This is a genomic window from Geobacter sp., assembly GCF_030834625.1.
Classification (GTDB): Bacteria; Desulfobacterota; Desulfuromonadia; order Geobacterales; family Geobacteraceae; genus Geobacter.
In genome coordinates this window covers 25001-45430 of record NZ_JAUQXO010000012.1, presented here as the reverse complement: position 1 = coordinate 45430, position 20430 = coordinate 25001, and the positions used below count along the sequence as shown (strand labels likewise).

The 20430-nt window shown below is 61.0% G+C and carries 10 protein-coding genes; all 10 read right to left on the bottom strand.

What is annotated here, in order from left to right; all coding sequences use genetic code 11:
- Positions 1-68: 68 nt before the first annotated feature.
- Positions 69-1073: a serine hydrolase gene (locus tag RCH91_RS02380; RefSeq protein ID WP_306532930.1), complete on the bottom strand. Its 1005-nt coding sequence runs from the start codon at positions 1071-1073 to the stop codon at positions 69-71.
- Positions 1074-1116: 43 nt separating this feature from the next.
- Positions 1117-1914 carry a carboxypeptidase-like regulatory domain-containing protein gene (locus tag RCH91_RS02375; RefSeq protein ID WP_306532929.1) on the bottom strand — a complete coding sequence of 266 codons (798 nt, stop codon included), beginning with the start codon at positions 1912-1914 and terminating at the stop codon, positions 1117-1119.
- A 17-nt stretch (positions 1915-1931) separates the two neighbouring features.
- Positions 1932-3770 (bottom strand): lipopolysaccharide assembly protein LapB, encoded by a 1839-nt coding sequence (locus RCH91_RS02370; protein WP_306532928.1) that lies wholly within the window; start codon positions 3768-3770, stop codon positions 1932-1934.
- Positions 3767-4483: a glycosyltransferase family 2 protein gene (locus tag RCH91_RS02365; RefSeq protein WP_306532927.1), complete on the bottom strand. Its 717-nt coding sequence runs from the start codon at positions 4481-4483 to the stop codon at positions 3767-3769. The genes RCH91_RS02370 and RCH91_RS02365 overlap by 4 nt, the downstream gene beginning before the upstream one ends.
- A gap of 3 nt (positions 4484-4486) precedes the next feature.
- The gene (locus RCH91_RS02360; protein ID WP_306532926.1) at positions 4487-5476 is read right to left on the bottom strand and encodes an NAD(P)-dependent oxidoreductase; all 990 of its coding nucleotides are present in this window, start codon (positions 5474-5476) and stop codon (positions 4487-4489) included.
- 21 nt (positions 5477-5497) lie between these two features.
- Positions 5498-6544: an ankyrin repeat domain-containing protein gene (locus RCH91_RS02355; protein WP_306532925.1), complete on the bottom strand. Its 1047-nt coding sequence runs from the start codon at positions 6542-6544 to the stop codon at positions 5498-5500.
- A gap of 257 nt (positions 6545-6801) precedes the next feature.
- Positions 6802-15456, bottom strand: a complete 8655-nt coding sequence (locus RCH91_RS02350) for a CxxxxCH/CxxCH domain-containing protein (protein ID WP_306532924.1) — start codon at positions 15454-15456, stop codon at positions 6802-6804.
- 79 nt (positions 15457-15535) lie between these two features.
- Positions 15536-18109 (bottom strand): CxxxxCH/CxxCH domain-containing protein, encoded by a 2574-nt coding sequence (locus RCH91_RS02345; RefSeq protein ID WP_306532923.1) that lies wholly within the window; start codon positions 18107-18109, stop codon positions 15536-15538.
- A gap of 319 nt (positions 18110-18428) precedes the next feature.
- Complete coding sequence (locus RCH91_RS02340) at positions 18429-19307, bottom strand: radical SAM/SPASM domain-containing protein (RefSeq protein WP_306532922.1); 879 nt, start codon at positions 19305-19307, stop codon at positions 18429-18431.
- Between the two features lie 14 nt (positions 19308-19321).
- The gene (locus RCH91_RS02335) at positions 19322-20389 is read right to left on the bottom strand and encodes a radical SAM/SPASM domain-containing protein (RefSeq protein ID WP_306532921.1); all 1068 of its coding nucleotides are present in this window, start codon (positions 20387-20389) and stop codon (positions 19322-19324) included.
- Between the last annotated feature and the right edge of the window lie 41 nt (positions 20390-20430).

The following is a 20430-nucleotide window of genomic DNA, read 5'->3' as shown; positions in this document are numbered from 1 at the left end:
GCCGAACTCACGGACACCCTTGATTCAGCAGGCGTATCCATCCTGTCCCCGCGTTTTCGATCTTCCGTTCAATGGGCCCGCTGACTGGACACTTCGCTGTACACAACGCCAGAAATTTCGCGAATCACCGATGCCAGGCGGGTAAAGTCGTGCCCCTTGGTCATGATGCCAAGGAGGAAGGCTCCACGGGGGTGGTAAACGATGCCAAATTCATGCAGCTCTCTGATGCCGCTTTCCTCTAGGGTCTTTTCGCCGAACTTGGTCGCCACCGTGACGCCGGCCGGAACCCCGCCGACAATGCCGTCGCGAAAGACGCCGTTGCTCAGGTACTGCAGCGCCTTTTCCGACATCTCCCGATTGAGGTACGTGGCGTTGTAGAGAACCCGGTAGAAGGAGGAATAGGCACGGACCGACATGGAGTCCTCCGCCGCCTTGGTGGGATCGAAGTTCACATGGAGATCGGCGACGATGGCGTCCAGCTCCCGGGTGTCGATGTTGTCCAGGAGAAGCCGCCAGGCATTGTTGTCCGAATAGGCAATCATCCGGAAGATGAGGTCGTCAACCGTATAGGCCGTGCCAGGGGCGAGGGTCTCCCGGGGTTTGATGGTCTGGAGGGCGCTCCAGTCGGTGGCGCCGTCGTAGCGGAAGGTCCGGCCGAGCAGCGCAGGGTCGCGCTCGGCCCTCTTCAGCCAAGCCATCATGACCACTACCTTCAGAAGACTGGCCGGGACGAATTTCTCCCCCGCCTTTATCCCGAAGGAAGCGCCGCTTTGCAGGTGTCTGAAGTATACCGACACATGGTCGGCATCACCGGCGGCGGTCCTCTTGGAAATGAGAGCCTTGACCTTGTACTTGAATGGCTGGAGCTCGCTCCCGGCGGTCAGGTCACCTGCTATCTCGCAGTCGAGGAGGGGACTGGTGAAGCGGTAGCTGGCCATGTGAGTGTGGGAATGCCGCCGGGGCTCGGCCTGACAGGTGAAGATCAGATAGCCAAGGACGAGGCCAGCCGCAAAGCCTCCTCCAACGAGCGCACACCGTGCCAGATATGTCTTCCAGGAACGTGCCACAAGCATCCTTTCCCCTACACGCACACTCATAGGCAACCTGCGCGTGTAATCAAGGCATAGCTCTCTGCTGCCCGGGTTGCCGGCTGAGTCTGTCAACCTGAATGTCAATGCCTCTGCTCATCTTCCCCTGTTCAACGACAACGGAGTTCGGCTTCTCCGACGTTCCATAAATGCCCATGAATTCGCCCTCTTCCGGCTTGCCGCCGCCATAGTGGATGCGCGCCCTCAGAAAATAGGTTCCCTTCCTGGTCAGGACCAGCAGATACTTGCCGTCGGCACCGGTCGCCCCTGACGCATAGCGCGGCATTCCTTTCATTTCCGTTGTTTCATAGGCAAAAACGCGGATACCGGCCACGGGCTGCCCCTGCTTGTCGGTTACGGTCCCCTCGATGCCGGTTATTCCGTCCGTAGTGACAGGCTTTTTCCGATAGGGGGTAACCTTGGTAATCGTGCCAATGTTCGTGGTCTTACCGGCCTTTACCACGTATTCCGTGGGATTTCCATTCTTGTCCCGGGCATAGTACTGGGGCTCCCCCTCCAGGGGTGGACCGGCACTGCTCGGGTCGAGCCGCTTGCGCATGACCAGGTAGTACCTCCCTGTGGGAAGCTGCACGGAGAACGTTCCCTCCTGGTCGATGGCGGTTCCCTGGTCTGGAAGACGCAGATACTTGTGGCTTGCGGGGGGGGGACCATTCGCCTTGTTGAACAGCAGCACCTGGCCCCCCGTCATGGGACCGTATTCTTTCGTAATCCATTTACCGGTAATCGTTCCGGACCCCTCCTCGGCAAAACCGGACACCGCCGAAAAGACCAGAAAAAGCCCAATAAAGATCATTCTCGTAATCACGTGGTCACCTCATTCTGTTATTGAAGGGAGTATCGTTCCAGCAGATGGTAGAAACGCGGGTCCTGCCATAGTGCTGCCAACTGCTCATCATCGGCCAGGGACTGGGCATTGGCGTACCCGCGCTGCACCGCCTTTTCCAGCCAGGTAATGGCGGCATCCAGATCACCTGCCATGGCCTCGATGCAAGCCAACTTATAGGCAATCTCGGCGTTGCCCCGGATCCGAGCCTCCGCCTGTTCGTAAAACTGACGCGCCTTTCCCGCATCGCCCCGGGTCTGGGCGAGATCCCCCAGCAGAACCATCACCTGCCACGCCTCCGGCTGCAGGGACTGTGCCCGCAGATAGGCCCTTTCCGCTTCGGCATAGTTGCCGCGCTTCAGGTAGTTGGTGCCGAGGCTGGCCCACCCTATGACATGGTCCGGCTTGATCGCCAGCAGCCTGTTCAGGAGAGTCATCCCCTTGTCCAGCTCCCCCCCTACGGTGTAGAGATCCCCCAGGCCGGCCAGCGCCGCGACGTTGGTCGGCTGGGAGGCCAGGAGATGCTCGTAGGCCCGGCGGGATGCATCCGCCTGCCCGGAGCTTAGAAGGGCTTCGGCGTAATGCTCCCATATCCGGGGGGTATTCGGCAGCTTGGCCACCGCATCGCTCCAGAGGGTGAGGGAATTGCGCCAGACGCCGACCCGCTGGAAGGAGGCGACGGAAAGAGCGGCAATCCAGACCGTAACGGCCAGGTAGAGGAGCGGTGCCCCCCGTGCACCAAGCCACGAGCGGAGGAATACCGCCCCGGCTCCTGCCAGGGCCGCGGCGCCAATGATGGAGACATTGATATAGCGATCGGTAATCAGCCAATAAATCGGGACAATTTGGGCAAAGGGAAGGAGCCCGATCCAGAAGAACAGCAGCCAGAAACCGAGCCGCCGGTCGTATTTGAACAGGCGATACCCGCCCCAGGCCAGTGCCGCCAGGAGCAGGCCCGCAGCGAGCACCACCCCATCCGGCGCGGCATGGACGAGGGGATCATAGATGGCGCTCAGGCCCGCCGGCCAGACCAGCCGCCACAGATAGAGGCAGAAGACCGGCAGCATGGTATAGAAGGTGGCCAGGGGGCTTCCACCGTGGTAAGGCTCACGGATTCCCCCCTGGAAATCGTGCTGCTGAACATGCATGGAGACCAGCGCGAAAACCAGCGCCGCAAGAGCGTAGGGGATCTTGTCCTTAAGCCGCAGGTGCCTGCCGGCCTCGGGAAAGCAGAGATCATACAGCACGAGGATCACCGGCAGCACCAGGGTGGTGGACTTGGCCATGAGCGACAGGAGGAAGGCCGCCAGAGATGAGAAATAGGCCCACCGGCCCCGCCCCGCTTCAGCAGTGCGGTAGCACCGATACGCCTCCCAGGAAAGAAGAAAGAAGAAGAGCGACAGCACGTTCTTGCGGCAGGAGATCCAGGCAACCGACTCCACCTGCAGCGGATGGGCCAGGAAGAAGGCAGCCGCAACCAGCGCCAGGAGCCGCTCGCCATGGAGGCTGAAAAGCAGCCGGTAAACGAGCACCCCGTTCAGGGCATGGAATACGAAGTTGGTCAGGGCGAACGCCCCCGGCTGCAGTCCCCACAGGCTGTAGTCGACCATGTAGGAGAGCATCTGCAAGGGGGCGTAGTTGGCCTGGTAGATGGAGGAGAAGATGGTCTTCAGGTTCTGCCACGAGAACCCCTGGATCGAATCGTTGTAGACGATGTACCAGTTGTCGTCCCAGCTCATCTGGAACTCATGCCCCAGGGTCCTGGCGTAGATTCCCACCGTCAGGAGGATCAGCAGCAGATAGTCGATCTTCTGATTTCGCGCAAGCGGCTGGTTCATCGCGGGAAAAGGGTCTGAAAGCGGGTTTTCAGAATAAAGAGGATCATGGTCATACCGAGCCTTATGGCTTTGCCCAGCTTCCCCGTAATCTTGGAAACCCCCTTACGGGGGAGGTATTCCACCGGGATCTCGATGACTTTGTTGGACGCGCGGATGCACATGATCATGAACTGGGGCTGAAAGTGGGAGCCGATCACCGAAAGCCGGTGGACGAACGATTTCAGCACGGCCCCTTTGATTAGCTTCATGGTGCACCCCACATCGGTCAGGCAGGGGCCGTTGAAGAGGTATTCCAGAAGCTTCGCCACGGCCACGTTGCCGATCCGCAGCAGCCAGCTCATGTTGGCCCCGGACCAGATGGCCGCCTTGGACGTCCGCGTGCCGAAGACCACATCGTAGTCATCGGAGTAAATCAGCAGCTTGAGCAGGTCCTTCGCCGAGAAGGTGCCATCGGGCTCGCAGGTTACGATGATGTCGGCGGTCGCCCCCCTGAGCCCCCTGGTCAGCGCCGCGCCATAGCCGGGCTGCTGCTCGAAGAGATACGTTGCCCTGGTTGCCAGAATCTCTTCCCTCGTGCCATCGGTCGAATTGTTGTCGACAACGATGACCTCATCCACGAAGCCCGTGTCGTAAAAGTCGGTGATGGCCTGCCGGATGCTCTCTTCCTCGTTGAAGGCCGGAAAGATGACCTGTACCGTCTGCTCGTTCCACATGGATCACGTCCAGCCCGGAGGGAGATTTCTGGTTATCTCAAGGCCCTCGAACCTGCGGGCCTCGCGGGGGCCGACCCGCCTCGCCCAGCGGGCCATCCTGCGGATTCCCTCTTCCAGGGGAAGCGGCTCAGGCAGCTCGAAGAAGCGCCGCAGCTTCTCATGACTGCTTACGGCATGCTGCACCTCGTCCCGCTTGGCGAGGAAGGTCGCTTCCGGCTCCACACCCATCTCGCGGGCGATGACCTGCCAGAGCTCCAGAATGGTGAAGGGCCTGTCGGCGCCGATATTGAAGACCTGGTTGTATGCCTCCCGGTTGTCGACGGAGGCAGCCATGACCGGCGCCACGTCGGAGATGTGACTGAACGCCCTGGTCTGGGTTCCGTCGCCGTAGATGGTCACCGGGCGCCCCAGCATGATCTGGTTCATAAAGATCCCCACCACGTTGCGGTGGGCGTCGCCAATATTCTGCCGTTCTCCGTAGACGTTGTGGGGACGGAACACGATGTAATCCAGCCCGAACATCCTGCGGCTCGCCTCCAGCTCAATCTCCACCGCATATTTCGAGATGCCGTAGGTATCCTCCGGATGTGGCGTCATCTCCTCGCTCATGGGGAGCTGGGCCGCACCGTACACCGCGATGGAGGAGGTGAAGACGAAGCATTTGATGCCGTGCATTACGGAGAGGTTGATCAGGTTCACGGAGCCGATCAGGTTGGTGTTATGGACGAAGCGCTTGATGTGGTGGCTCAGCCCTTCGGCGGCATAGGCGGCGAGGTGTAACACGTACTCGAAACGGTGCTCCGCAAAGAGCTGTTCGAGCAGGGGCTGATCGAGGATCGAACCCTCCACGAACGTCGCCCCGCACGGGACGTTGTCCACGCTCCCGCCACTCAGGTCATCGAGCACGACGACCCCATGCCCCTTTTTCAGCAGTTCGTCCGCCACGTGGGAGCCGATGAACCCGGCGCCCCCTGTCACCAATACCGTAGCCATTAATATCCCTGATCGACCTAACTACTTTGTTTTATTGAATGCCTTTTCTATCGTTTCAGCAACAGCAGTATGCCCTTTTGCACGCGCAATTTCCAGCGCAGTCATGCCACTGGCAATCCTGGCTGTCAAGTCCGCATTGTGCTCGATCAATATTTTCATGCCATCCGTATTCCCTTCCGCAGCAGCGATATGCAAGGCGTCGACTCCGAATTTGTTACGGATATCAACATTCGCCCCAGCCTCCACAAGGTAGCGGGCAATTGCTGTATGCCCGTTGGCCAAAGCGAACATCAGGGCTGTATCACCATTGCCATCGTTGTGTACAAGATCAAGATTAGCTTTCACGTCAATCAAAAATCTAACCACTTCCAGATGGCCATTCATGGCAGCCGCCATCAATGGTGTAACATCCTCCTTGTTCCGATTATCGATGTATGCGCCATGCCTCACCAGATACTTCACAACATCCAGTTTCCCGTTGTTGGCAGCAATCCAGACCGCATTGACAGCCAGGCTGTTCATATAATTCACCCAGGCTCCCGCAGCGACCAACTGTTTGACAATGTCGAGATTTCCGGATACCGCAGCCGACATGAGGGGCGTCCATTCATCAATCGGGACCCCTTCTATGCGGGACGTGCTCTCGGTATAGTTCACATCGGCCTTGGCCTTGATCAACTCCCGAACCTTGCCGGCATCATCGTTCATTGCCGCATCGAACAGGTGGCCGTTTTTCGAGCGGCGCGAAGTGCTGCTGACAATTTCATCCCCCCTGAGGACTACCTCGTAGACACCGTCCCTGGTTTTCCCGTTCTCCTGGCAGTTCCCATACTCTGCCGTGAACCTGGTCAATCCGTCCTTCTGAACTATGGTAATCTTCTTGGTGCCCCTGTGAGTACACCGCAGGATCTTCCCGTTATTGGCGCGCACCGCGTCGTGTCCGCCGATGTCGGTGATCATTTCAGTCATCAACCGGGTGGTATCTTCGGCACCGTATTCGTATCCGTGAGCAAAGGCGGCGCACTGCAACAACATGGCGACACCAATGAATAAAAGCCTCTTAGTCATGAACATCTCCTGAAATAAGGCGTTGGACGATCCGGAAGATCGCCGTCCCTGGCAATTGAGGCCCGCAACCGTCACAAACAACAAAGGTGAGACCTGTGGCACGGCCTCACCTTTGTTATGAGCACTACCTTTTCGGGTCAGCAGGGATGCACATTCGCCGAGCCAACAACACGGGGTTTGATATAGGTACGCTTCTTCACCGTTCTTCTCCTTTCCGCATCGTTATTTCGATGCAATGGGCAGCAGATTCCAAATTACTACCAGGGTGTCTTGGTATTCCACAGCATATTGTTGGGATAACCGCTCGTTCCGCCTCCAGTGGCGGTATCGTGGCACGTATTGACCGTTGGCGTCGTGTTGACATGACCAAAGAACCATTTGTACGGCACGGCAGCGCCCGTGCCGGGGTTCTGCTGTTTGGTGTCGTTCTTGAAGTACATGCCGCCGCCGATCGGGAACTTGCCTCTGCCCCGCCCGCTCTGTCCGAGGACATAGTGGTTGCCGCTGCCCGGTGTAGCGGCCAGCCCACTGGAGTTGGAAGTAGTGGCGGCAGCACTGACGGTTCCCGTTGAGGCGACCCTACCCCGGTGCTTGAAGTCAAGGCAGTTGGAAACTGTCAATCTGGGCAGTCTGGAGTTATGGGGCGCATGGCACTTGGAGCAGCTGAAGTTGTGCATCTTGTTCACTCCGGCCGTCGCATTGTTGCCGTTGGTGGCACCATTGGTCGTCGACCACCCCTTTACCGTACCGTGAATCCTGCTCATTGACTTCCAGGCGTCCGGCGCCACTGCCTGTCCCGCTTTTGGCGCAAGCTGTGCCTTGTTATGGCAGTTCGTGCAGAGGCCGGCAAAGGTAGTATCAGTTTCGGTGATCCAGTTGGTGGCAGTCTTTGTCCAGCTCCTGGCGGTCTGTGCGGATCCGAAGTTCGGCATGGATGCGGTAACTTCAGCGGCAAAGGTGTTCTGGTCGATACGGTAGACCGGGGTACTCCCGACCAGCTGACGGGCAGGCCGGTTCGCTTGGCCGCCGGTTGTTCCGTTAGTACTTTCTTGGTTTGTTCCACCCCTGGCTTCATTGGTATTCGCCGGGGCAACATCCTGCAAGTAGGGCGAGGTGAGCCAGGTCCCCTTGAGTAGCGGTACGCCATAGGCCCGGTTGCTCACGTAGCTTGCGTTCTTGCTGACGCCGTGGGGATCGTGGCACGGAGTGCAGAGACCGTTGATCTGCTTGTCAACGGTGGTGGTGAGGCTTGAAGAAGCGCCGAAGTGGCCACCCTTGTTGTCGGGGTTGAGGTTCTTGTACGCGTAGGTCCGGGTATTCGCAAAGGCAGAGTAGTTGCCGAAGTATGGCTTGTCGTTGTAGCCGTAGATGGACTGGGTGGCGCCGAAGGTGTCGTTGTAGCCCCACGGCATGACAGAAGACGACGTTTTATTGTTGTGGCAGTCGAAGCAGAGGGCGGCACCCGCATTATATACGTTCTTGTCAGGCGCGGCCGAACTGCCGCCCGCAGTCGGGGTGTAGTCGGCGCTGTAGCCGCCCACGCCGTTGACGGTGGACTTGAGGATGCCGCCCTTATAACGGCCCGTGGCGCTGGAGTAGCTGCTCATGACGCCGGTGGCGGTGGTGCCGTGGGAGTTGTGGCAGTCGTAGCAGAGCACGTTGACGGCGCCATTGGCCGTGTTGGTGTAGGTTTCGCCGTTCGTTTCGTTGCCGACGGCCCAGCCGCGCTGGTTGCCAGTGGCGTTGCCATGGGCGGAGTAGGCTTTGTTGAGGGTGTTTTTGTTGTTGATATTGGTTGAAGCGGCATCGGTGTACTTGCCCCACGGCGTGGTGGCGATGGAGCTGTACCGGTTGAAGATGCTGCTGTTGTCCCACGCATAGGCTTTCGGCGTCCTGGTGTCGCCGGTGGTGCTGAAGGGTTGCGTGGCGTCGTTCTTGGTGCTGTGGCAGCCGATGCAGTGATTGTTGATCTTGGCGTATTCCGTCCGCTTGCGGGCAGCGCTGCCGTTGGACGAATACTTGGTGAAGACGGCGCCGCGGGCGCCGGCACCCCAGATGACCAGATCCACCGGCTTGCTGGCGGTCCGGTCGTGGTAGGTGGCGTTGACGACGCCCGCTGAGTTGCTGGCCTCCATATGGCAGGGGTAGCAGTAGCTGTTGCTCATGGCCACTTTCTGTATGTGGTGGGACTCGCCGGCAAACTGCGGGGCAACGGCGGTGCGTCCACCCACCTCGCCGCTGTGGCAGCCGATGCAGGTGGGCTTGTAGGTGCCGGTGTCATAGTTGCCCGTGGCAGGTACGTTCCAGGTCGGACCAGTCGCAACCGTGGAATCGTGGCAGAGGATGCTGAAGCACTTCTTGGTGGCGCTGTCATAGGTGGCGGCCACGCCCACGACGGTGGTGTTGAAGGCGATGTCGAAGGTGCCGTTGACATGGAGGGGGTTGCCGGAGCCGGAGCCGTAGTGGCAGATGGAGCACTCGATGGCGTACCCACCGTTGGCGGAGCTGGCGGAGTGCTTCTGGTGACTGCCGCTGAACTGGCCGACCGAGGTCTGGTTCTTGTGGCAGCTGCCGCAGTTCATGGGAGCCCCGCCCCAGACGGGCGCCGGGCTGGCGTAGGTGCCCCTGCCGTCGCTGTGGCAGTAGACCTGGCAGCTGCCCCAGGCGGCGCTGGGTGCCAGATTATTGACAAAGCCGCTGGCCGCGAACGAGGAGCCGCCTGCCGGCTTGTAGCCGACGTTGTTATAGCCGGGAATTTCGTTCAGCCGCTTGGCGGTGGAGTAGAACTCCCACTCCACCTTGCCGTCCACGTGGTAGTTGTTTTCCTTGATGCCGTGGCAGTTGTTGCAGGCAAGCCTCGGCTCGCCGAAGCCGGTGCCCACGTGGGCGCCGTGGGATCCCCTGGCGCGGTAGGTGGTGCCGTCGACGCCGTGGCAACTGCCGCAGTTTGCCTGGGAGGGGCCCCCCTCCCAGTTGGGCTTGACATTGGTGCCGCCCCCAAGCTCCGCAAGGGTGCTGGTGCCGCCGCCGTGGCAGTAGAGGTTCTCGCAGGTGTTTACTTTGGTGAGATCGCTGGTGCGGCGCACCTTGGTGCTGGACCAGGTGGAGAAGTAGACGATGGGCTGCGAATAGCCGACGCTGGGGAGGGTGGTCATCCCCCAGAACACGCCCCTGGTGACCCGGTTGCCGTAGGCGCGGAAACCGATCTCCAGCTTGTGGCTCGGCATGTCGTAGGCGTAGTTGTAGTGGCAGGCGCCGCAGTCGTTGCCGATTGCCGGGTTGAGCCGGTGGGCCTGGTGGGCGCCGACCATGCCCGAGGAGAGGGCGCCGATGGCGGGCTTCGTCATGGTGTCGTCGTCCACCGGCGGCCGGCCGTGGCAGACGTTGCAGCTGTCGATGATGCCGTTGACGTGCAGATTGGGGTTGCTGAAGCCGGTGGCATTCGCATTGAGGTGCCGGTGGCAGTTGGTGCACTTGTTGAGGGCGTAGGGTGCGCCGGTATCGTCGTCGAAATGCTCGTAGCCCGACTTGGGCGCCGCCGGCGGCAGCGAATGGCACTTGACGCAGTCATTGGCGCCGACGCCGGTAAGGTACGGCGAGTTCCAGACGGCCACCGCGGGGGTTCCCAGTGCGCCCCCGTCATCCACGGCGGAGCCGTAGGGGCCGGTCCCCTCGTTGGAGTTCATTCCCGCGCCGTGGCACCAGATGTTGCTGCACTGCCTGGCGCCGTAGTCGTAGGAAGGCTGGTGGGCGGCGCTGGAGTAACCGTTCTGGACCCCCCGGTTGGCCAGGGAGCTCATGTTGTTGAAGTTGATCTCGGCCGACAGGGCATTGTCGATGTGGCCCGGAGAATAGGGGCCGGTCGGCGTGATGTGGCACTGGTTGCAGTCCAGCTTGGCCGAGTACTTGTACGGCATGGAGGTGATGTGCTGGAAGTGGGCCCCCACGTACGGATCGTTCTTGGATTTGGTGCCGCTGGGCCCGGTAGTGGCGTAGAAGCCGGCCGGCGACGGATTGGTGGTGTGGCATTTCTCACACAGGGGGGTGGCGGTGGAGGGGCCCCAGGCGATGGTTGCGCGGCCGTGGCAGTTGCTGGTGGCGCAGGTGCCGAAGGGGGCCGAGCCGGGCGTCTTGATGGCGCCGTAGGAGTAGACGGTGTTGTTGCCCAGGCCGCTGAAATTGAAATCGATTTTGCTGTTGGCGTGGTTCAGGGAGTTGGCGTCGCCGCCGCTGCCGTGGCAAATGCGGCAGTCGAACCCGGTCACGCCCGGAGCCGTATGCTGGCTGTGGCCGCCGCTGTTATGGGGGGGGCCGACATCGGAATGGGTGTGGCAGTCACCGCAGGTGACGGTGCTTCCCCAGGTTACGGATCTGTAGGAACTGGGACCGGCGGTGCCACCCGCGGACTGGACGTTGCTGTGGCAGTAGAGGGTGGCGCAGCTGCCGTAGCTGGCCGGATTCGTGGGGGCCATAAGGCCGGTCTCGCCCTTGTTGAGCCCCTTGTACGCGGCGGACGGCGATATGGTGGAGAGATCCCACTCCACCGAGCCGTTGAGGTGCGACGAACCGCTGGAGTAGTTGCGGTAGCCGTGGCAGACGGCGCAGGCGATGCCGTTGCCGTACCCCTGCACCGTGCCGGCATGCTTGCTGTGGCTGCCCGATGGCGGGGGGTTCGCGCCTTCGGCGCCGTGGCAGGAGCTGCAGCCTGTCTGGGTGATGCCGCTCCAGGCCGGTTCGGTGTTATAGCCGCCGCTGGCGGTGTAGCTGCCGTTCCAGTAGCCGTGGCAATAAACGCTGCAGGTCATGATCTTGTCGAAGGCCGGCTGGATGTCCGTCCCGGCGGCGGCCTGGTAGACATAGTCGTTGGCTGGGGTTACGGATTTGAAGATGCCGGTGTTGGTGCTGTTCTGGAAGCCCGGGTAGGTGCTGCTCCAGACGTTGAAGCCCATGTTCAGCGTCATGTTCGGCTGGGCGCTTGTCAGGTGGTTGCCGTTGCTGTGGCACGCCTGGCACTTCACGTTGCGCGCGGCATGCTTGGGATGGGCGCCGGCATCGTCCCCGGTTACGTAGGGGTAGAGGACGTTGGTGGGCGGAACCACCAGCTGGGACTTTTCAGCAGGGGGGTTGCCGTGGCAGTCGGTGCAGGAGAGGCCGTCGGCCAAGGTCTTGAACCCGATGCGATGGTCGTGGCAGCGCATGCAGTCGCTGCTGTTGTTGTGGGTGTTCCAGGCAACCTTGCTGGAGCTGTACTGGTGGAACCGGGCGTTGTGGTGACAGACCTCGCAGACGTTGGTGCTGGTGGTGCCGACGCGCAGGTCGTTGCCCATGACGCCGGTGGTGACAGCTTGGGAGGAGGAGACCGTGGTGAACACCACCGGACGGTTTCCGGTGGGTGTGGCGATGACCTCATTGACCCGTTTGATGTTGGATGTCTCTTTGGGGGAATGGCAGGTTGCGCAGGTATACTCCGTCCCCCACTGGCCGAACTTGGTGGTGCCGAGCTGCATGCTGCTGTGCATCATGGTGCCGTACTTGTTGACAACCACATGGACCGGATCCGGATACTGGACGGTGGCGGCAGAGGCGCCGGTCTTGTCAACCTTGACGGAGAATTGATTCTCCGCCATCTGGGGGGCTCCCGCCTTGGCGGTTATGTTCAGCTTGAGGTACTTGGAGCCGCCGTTGGTCGGCAGGACGAAGTTGTTGGCCGAAAAGGTCACCGGATCGAAATCGGTCGTGTTCGGGGTGCCGACGATGGAGAGCTGGAAGGTGCTGGCGCTTCCGCAGGTGCCGGTATCCTTGTTGGTGACCGCCACGGTCAGCTGCTTCGTCTCCCCCCCCTTGATATAGGTGGCGCTCGGGTTGATGGTCAATTCAGGCGCCTCACTGCAGCGGTTGATGATGCCGGCGGTGGTGTGGGCGGTGACACCAACGCTCCTATTGCCCACTGCATCGTCGGTGCAGATCCGGTAGCCGTAGCTCTGCCCCTCTTCGAGGCCGTTGTTATAGACATCCGGGTTGCCGGCGGGGTCGGCCCCCTGGTGCACGAGGAACACCTTGCCGGCCACCGGCGTGCAGTTCTTGGGCACCGGGGCGTTGCCCAGCCCCCTGACCACCGTGTAGGTGACGGCGCTGCCGCTGGCATCGGTCGAAGGGTCCCAGTTCAGGTTGATGGCGGGCGCGTTCGAGGCGGTTGACGCGGTGAAATTGCCGGCCTCATCGGGAGGGGCGCCGTCCATGGTGATCTCGGCGCTGGTGTCATCGTCGCCGAGGATAAGCCTGTTGATGGTCCTCAGATGGGTCAGGGAGGTTACGGAAGCCTTCACCACGTAAGTCCCCCCAAGGTTGTTCTTGGGGGTGACGCGAACGTAGCACTCTGTGGTTCCGGCCGTGGCGCTGAGGCCGGTGGTGGAAACCTGCCAGTTGTCAGCGGTGGTCGGCGATGTCAGGGTGCCGTGGACGACCGTATTGGCGCTGTTGACGATCTCCACCTTTGCCACGAAATCGGAAACCACGTGATCGGCCGGCAGGGCGGAGGTGGTGCTGAGGGTGACGGTGACGGTGTTGATCTGATCGTTGAGCCCGCCGTTGGTCTTGATGCCGAAGGCGTTGATCCTCGTGGCGGCGGCGGAGGCGTTGATGATGGCGCCGGGGGGCTCCGCCGCGCCGTCGGTCAGGGTGGTGGTCGGCTGAATGGTCAGGGTCGCCGAGGTGTTGTCGGTGTTGTTCCCCATGGTACCCGTGGCGGCGACGGTAAGTCCACTGACCAGGGCCTTCACGATCACGTTGACGTTGGGGGTGTCGGCGATATCGACGGAAACCAGGTAGCGCCTGACCGTGGGGGTGATAGCCAGGGAGAGACCGGTGAAGCTTATGCTGTTGCCGCTGATGCTGGAACCGGGAAGCGTGCCAATGGGTGTTTCGCCATCGACGACCCCGATGGTTCCCGCGTCGGCATAGAGCCGCACGTTCTTGATGTTGGTGCTGTTGAACAGGGCATTGCCGGTCACGGTGATGCCGGTGACAGTCTTGGGCTTGGCGGAGTTCAGGGTGAAGGCGTTGAGCACCTTGCCGGTGTCGGAGGCATAGACGTTGGCATTGGGGATGGTCACGCCATTGCCCACATCAACGTTCTCGTTCTCGGCGGCTGTTTCCTGGACGGTCAGGTTGGCTCCGTTGGAGCTGCCGGTCATGCCGTTGGCGGTGCCGAGGCCGATGCGCATGTTGTTGGTGACACCGATCTGGATGCCGAGCCGCGCCCCTTGGGGAACATTGCTGAAGTCCTGCCCTGCCAGGGAGATGGTGACCGCCTGGTTGATGGAGTTGGTTGTGATGTATCGGGAGGTGATCGGCGCGTTGACCCGCACTCCACCGGCCGTGACATAGAAGAGCTGCAGGGTGACGGTGCCGCCGCCGGAGGGGGTGTAGACCCGACAGGTGAATGAGGTCCCTTTGATGGTCTTCATTTCCGAAGGATACCCCGCACCTCCGAAATAGAGCCTGACGAAATCGCTCTGGGCCGTGGTGGTTGAATACCCCTGTCCGGCGACACTGGTGCAGCTGTGGGCCGGGTAGTTGAGCAGGCCCACCAGGGGGAAGCCCGATCCCGCGGTGGTCCTGACGATACAGTTCGAATCGGTGACCGCCGGCCCGCCCGACTCGGAAATGCCAGCCAGCGACATGCCCGAATCCCAGTCAGCCTTGTAGACTTTCGAGACGGCAACGCCGCCGTATTGGATGTTGGGGGTAGATGAGGAGGTGCTGGCAACGTTCTGCACCCCCCCCGCGGCGCCGGTAACCGTGAAATAACTGCCGTCAACAATGCGCGCCCCCACCGTGGTGGAGGGAGTGGCGGTGCGGAGGATGTCGTAGACGATGAAGTAGCGCTGCGGCGTGGTCGTGATGGTCTGGGCTGTCGTCAGGGTGTAGGTCTGCCCCGTCAGTTGGTTGAAGGTGTACGGTCCGCCGATCAGGGTGTCGCCGGCATCGAACAGGCCGTCGTTGTCGGCGTCCTTGTAGATGTCGAAGGAAACGTCGCCCGGCTCGTCAGGGTTGAGGTAGACACTGGTGTTGGTGCCGATCCTGTCCAGCTTGCCGCCGCTCCAGGTGGCGCCGCCGCCGACGTTGGAGTACATGTCGAGTTTCAGCATGGCCACGTTGTTGTCACCCTGGACAACGTTGGTGAGTCCTCCGCTGTAATAGTCGCCCAGATTGGTGACGGTCAGGGAGTTGGCGACGTAGTTGGCCTCGGTCACGGTGAAGAAGGAATAGTTGGTGGAGTTGCCCCAGTAGAGGCGGGCCGAGGAGGCGGTGCTGGCCATCTGACACTTGATGACGATCTTCAGGCGATGCCCGGGGTCGATGTCCTTGGGCAGAAGATTGACACCAGTGAATGGCAGTTCCAGGGGAGTCTGGACCGACGGATGGGCCTCGACGGTGTTTGAGGTCCAGAGCAGCACGCCGTTGTTGGCCGCCCCGGACGGGTTGTAGTCATAGACTTCCGCCCACCAGTTGATGGTGTTGGAGGTGCCGTTGCGGTCGCGCATCCCGATGGTAACCGCCGGCGCGGTCACGGTCTGCTTGGTGGCGTAAGCCGGACCGTAGACCCTGAGCATGGTCTGCGCAGTCGTATTGGAGGCGGCGGTAACGTAGCGGGAAGAGGCGTAGACCCCCGTCTTCATGGATATTTTCTTGTTGGGCGTAGTGGAAGTAGACGTGGAGGTTGTTCCATCCGCCCCCAGGTTGACCGAGGAACTGTCGAGGGTGAAATAATAGGTTTTGGTGGCCGAGTTCAGCAGCTGAGGCTGGAACACTCCCTGGTAGACGAGGATGCCCGTGAGCAGCATGAAGACGATGCCGATCTTCGTCCACCAACTCATTCCCCTGATTTTCCTGGCAAGTGTCGTTCCCATAGAGGTTACCTCGTGCAGTAAATGGAAAGTATCGTTTCAGCGTGGGGCAATTCATGAATTGCCCCTACATGTATTGCCCCTACAGCGACCCGTGGCAGCTGATACATTCGGTGACGCCGTTGTTGTCGGTCCATTTCACGCTGTTGCCGTTGTGGCATGCGATATTGGAGCAGGTCTTGGTGGAGCCGTCCCACATGGTGGCGGTGTCGAACGGCGTCTTGGCCGAGTCGTGGGACCCGGAGACCTTGTAGCCGACATTGCGCTTCCAGACACTGCTGTAAGCATGGGTTATGAAGTACTTCTGACGGACCTGGGCCTTGGAGAGCATGGTGACCGGCTGGAAGGACACGTCGACCGTTCCGTTGGCATGCTTCGACTTATCCCCAATGGCAGCCAGGTTTCCGGTCTGGGCGCCCACGGTGTTGCCGGCATAGTGACAGGTCTTGCAAACCACGTTCTCATCATTGCGGGCAGTGGTGACGGTCTGGTAATGGCAGATGTTACAGCTGATGGTGGTGGCGGTGGCCCCATTGCCGTGGCTGCTCCGCCCGCCGGTACCCGCCAGGGCGAGAGCGCTCGGGCTGCTGTAGATACCCATGGCATGGATGCCCATCTGGTGGCCGCCGGGTGTGCTGGTGTAGCCAAGGAATCTGTTATTGTAGTGGGACTTGGAGCCGGCGATGGTGCTGTTGGGGGCGTTGCCGTGGCAGTTGGCGCAGCGGTCGCCGGTGAAGCTGCCGCCGTACCAGTCGGGCGTGGTGGCATAGATCAGGTTGTCGGCGTTGCCGTTACTGTGGCAGTAGGCCATCGAACATCTGATACTGGATTTCGATGTGCCGGTAATGCCGCTGCTGGCGACATTGATTCCGATCGCGGTGGCGCTGTTTTTGGCGCGAAGGGTGCCTACCCCGGCTTCATCCTTCTTGAGGGTCACATTGACAACCGAGTTGTAGTGGTTTGCTGAACTGAGCGGATGGCAGTTGGAACAGCCGAAGTCGTATTCGCCCGCTGTCGAGCGGTTGGCGGTGTAGTTGTACATGGTTGGAGCGACGGTCGCGCTGATATGCTTGGCATGGGAGCCACTGGCCAGCAGTACGGCAAGGGTATGGCAGCCGACGCAGCCGATCGGTGTTGACGTTCCCCAGGACGGTGTGGTGGTACTGAAGTGGCAGGAAATATTGGAGCAGGTGTTGTAGCCGTCGCCCGGCCGGGCGGTGCCGTTGTAAGCGGCCGAGGCACCAAAATTCGAAGGGAACACAAGATCTACCTTGCCGTCAGTATGCTTTGATGTCGTGTTGTGGCACGAGTTGTTACAGTTGCCGTCAAACGCCAGTCCGCCGACATTATGACAGATCACGCAGCGCATCGTGCCGGTATAGACCGTTGAGGTGAGGTGCTTGGTGTGGCTGCCTGATGTGATCTCAGCCGCGAAGCTGTGGCTGGTGCCATGGCAGGTGCCGCACGCGCCGCTTCCCGCATTGCCCCATGTGGGCTGCCGGTAGGTGATGCCGGTTCCGCCTTCGTTTTGAACATTGGAATGGCAGTAGACGTTGTTGCACTGGCCGTAGGCGGTACCGGGGTCCTTGGCGTAGGGGGTCGCCTGGCCGCCATAGGTGCCGCCGGAGGCAGTGGTGAGACTGTTGAACGCGATGTTGACCTTGGCGTTGACGTGGGCGGAGGTGCCGGAAATCGTCATGGCGCCGTTGACGGTGGAGGCATGGCACTTAGTGCAGCCGATGGTGTAGAGCCTGGTTGCATTGACATGCCTGCCGTGGCTGCCGGAGGCCATGATGATACCGGAGGCGTTGTCGGACTTATGACAGCCCGTGCAGTTGACCGGCAAAGGGGTCCCCCAGGTCGGGACGGTGACCGTCGAGTAGGTACCCATGGTTTTCCGGCCGTCACTGTGGCAGTACAGATTGGTGCAGGTGCCGAACCCATTGGTCTGGCTCGGCAGGTAATCGTTAAGCGCGCCGGAATACGCGCCGCTGCCGTTGTTGGGAGCGGCTGCGAAGCTGATGTTCAGATTCCGATGCCCCGCACTGGTGGCATGCTGAAAGGTTGTGTTGTTTGAATGGCACTTCTGGCAGTTGACGACGCCGGTATAGTACTGGTCATGCTTGGCATGGCTGCCGGCCGCACCCGATGCCCCGCCGCTCGGCGGAGCGCCGTGACACTTGTTGCAGTCCGCCGGCGAACTAAAGAGCGCTCCGCCCCACTGGGGAGTGGCTGCCTCGAAGTGACAGTTGACGTTGGAGCAGGTGCCGAAAACCGGCGTTGCAGTATGGGGAACGGATGTCATGTTCCGGTACCGGGCCTGCTGCGGCGAATTATTGAGGTTGCTGACGAAATTGATGCTGCCGCTGCGATGATAGTTGGTGGAGGGCATCCGGTGGCATTTGCCGCAGTTGGAGGCGCCGCCGGAAGCCCAGGAATGGGTGGTATGGGTTCCCCCGAACTGCCCGGTGGAGATGTTGCGGTAGGCGGCATCGACCGGCGGCATGCCGTGGCAGCCGGAGCAGCTAGTGATGGTGCCGGCATGAACAGAGCCTGTGCCGCAAAAGACGACGAGAGCCAGCGCCAGCGAGGCCGTAAAGGCCGCCAGCACCAGTACTGCGCCAGAGGTTCGTTTCGTTCTATTCTCCGTACCCATGACTACCCCCACGTCGCATCTTCATGGTGAGCTCACCAACATCCCGACCCATCCCCTCCATGGGAAAAAATCGGCACCCAAACGTCAAATCACCGTAAGCTGGTGTCAATTAACTGAAATCCCGCACACAGCCCATCATTTCGGAGCGGGTTCAACCCTCCTGAATTACTCAAGGTATAGCCTTCAGCGTATCCACTCGGGTGAAAAACGGTTTTGTTATTTGGGACTGCTGGTTAGTTATATGGCAAGAGAGGTGCCAAGTTAATGAGAGGGGCGGGCCTGCGGGCATGTATTGAAAAAGATTAATATAATTAATTTCTCACTCAGTTCTTTTAAGCGAACATGCCCCTGGTGGGAGGATCTCCACCGAGGTATGCCCAAAACTCTGGAACCGGTCTGTCTTCACCTTCACATCGCACGGATTGCAGTAACCGAAGCGGTGGCAGGGGCGGAAGCGGTCCTCGAACCGGAAACCGGGATCGAGGATGTTTCCCACCGGCGCCATCCCGGCGTACAGATCGCTGTGGCAGCGATAGACCGCGCCGTCGGGACCGATGATGAGCTCCGATGTCCGACACTGGACATGCTCCGCCCCCTTCCTGTCGCAGGCGCCGCGGTACCGGAATGTTCCGTGTACCGTCCCGTTGTGCTCGCCGAGAAACTCCTTGGTCCGGAAATCCACGCCCCGCGCGGCGCAGTATTCGCGGGCCGCGGCCATCTCCCCCTCGCGCGCGGGGTGGAGCACCCCCCAGATGCCGATGCTGTAGCCGGCGCGCTGCAGCACGAGCACCCTGTCGACCAGGGTTTCCAGCCCCATGACCTCGGGGTGATAGCTCACCCGGATCGACGCATAGGGGGCGTCGCGCCTGAGCCGTTCCGGCCGCACCTCGCCCATGAATGAGGCGAGGTCGAACTGGAGATTCGTCAGCAGGTCCATGGGGGTTGCCCGGTCGACGCCGTTGACGATGCGGAAGAAGTCGGGATGGAGGGTCGGCTCCCCACCCTGGAGCGTCACGGGGAGGTCGGCCCGGCAGACGATGCGGTTCAGGGCCTCTACCCACTCTTCGCCGGAAAGACGGCTGCTCTCCGGAACGAGGAGGTCGAACCGGTTGATGCAGGAGGGACACCGGAGATTGCACTCCAGCGTCAGGAACACGGCCACGTAGTTAACGGAATCGGGCAGATGGATCGGCTTCACGGGTAACGGCATCCTCAGATGAAGTTCACATGCTCGGGAGGGTGGCGGAGCGTCCAGAGGAACTCGTTGACGGCATGGGTCCGGCAGTTGGAATAGCACTCCCGGTGCACATCGATCCCCTTGATCCGCTCGACGACCTCCCAATACGCCGGACTATCCAGAATCGCTCGGAACGAATGCCGGGTGAGGTCCCCCATGCAGAACTCGTCGCGGCTTCCGTCGAAGAACGCCCCGCAGGGGTAGAGCTTTCCGTCTCCGCTCGAATAGAGGAGAAACGGCACCCCGAGGCACGAGTCGTAGTTCCTTCGCCCCCCGTTGGTCACCTTCCGCCATTTCACGATGACCTGGTACCCGTCGGCACCCATCCGCTCGGCGGCCTCGAGGCGCTCCGCAAAACCGGCATATTCATCGAGGCGGTCAAAGACGCCGAGCCTGCTGTCGACGGAATCGCTGCACTGCTTGATCACCAGGTAATCGACACCCAGCTCCTTCCCGAGGGAGGCCAGGGGGAGCGCCTGATCGATGGTTTCGGGAGTCAGCACCATCTGCAGCCCGATGGTGACCGGAAGGCGGTTTCTCCTCTTGACCCCGACGCAGAAGCGCACCTTCTCCAGCACGGTGGCGAAATCGCCGCTGCCGTGAATGCGGCGGTAGGCATCGTCCGAAGCTGCGCTTATGTTGAACCGCAGCCAGCTCAGCTGCTCCAGGGCAGCCTCTCCGGCAGCTCCGGTGTCGAAGAGTATGCCGTTGGTCCCCAAGGCGACGTCCACTCCCGCATTTTTCGCGCAGGCGATTGCCTCGCAGGCATGGGGATTCATGAGCGGCTCGGCCTCGCCGATGAATGCCATCGACCTTACGCCGGCTTCTCCGGCCTCTCTGACGTAGCGCAGGAGCGGCTCCCGGGGGAAATGAATCCCGACGCCCCGCCCATAGAGGTTTCCCTGCATGGCGCCGAAGCAGTACGAGCACCTGATGGTGCACCCCTTGCTGAGCCCGACGTCGATATGGAGCGGAGCGATCCTATAACCGTTCAGCCAGGCGGTCACCCGGTCCAGGTGCCAGTGGAGTTTGTGCCCATCCATCAGATATCTATCCGCCACGGTTGATGGCCTCGCAAAAAGTC

Bases quoted from the DNA above. Each gene is read 5' to 3' on its own strand.
- RCH91_RS02365 (WP_306532927.1), bottom strand. From the start codon at position 4,483: ATGTGGAACGAGCAGACGGTACAGGTCATCTTTCCGGCCTTCAACGAG.
- RCH91_RS02380 (WP_306532930.1), bottom strand. From the start codon at position 1,073: ATGCTTGTGGCACGTTCCTGGAAGACATATCTGGCACGGTGTGCGCTC.
- RCH91_RS02355 (WP_306532925.1), bottom strand. From the start codon at position 6,544: ATGACTAAGAGGCTTTTATTCATTGGTGTCGCCATGTTGTTGCAGTGC.
- RCH91_RS02370 (WP_306532928.1), bottom strand. From the start codon at position 3,770: ATGAACCAGCCGCTTGCGCGAAATCAGAAGATCGACTATCTGCTGCTG.
- RCH91_RS02335 (WP_306532921.1), bottom strand. From the start codon at position 20,389: ATGGATGGGCACAAACTCCACTGGCACCTGGACCGGGTGACCGCCTGG.
- RCH91_RS02360 (WP_306532926.1), bottom strand. From the start codon at position 5,476: ATGGCTACGGTATTGGTGACAGGGGGCGCCGGGTTCATCGGCTCCCAC.
- RCH91_RS02350 (WP_306532924.1), bottom strand. From the start codon at position 15,456: ATGGGAACGACACTTGCCAGGAAAATCAGGGGAATGAGTTGGTGGACG.
- RCH91_RS02345 (WP_306532923.1), bottom strand. From the start codon at position 18,109: ATGGGTACGGAGAATAGAACGAAACGAACCTCTGGCGCAGTACTGGTG.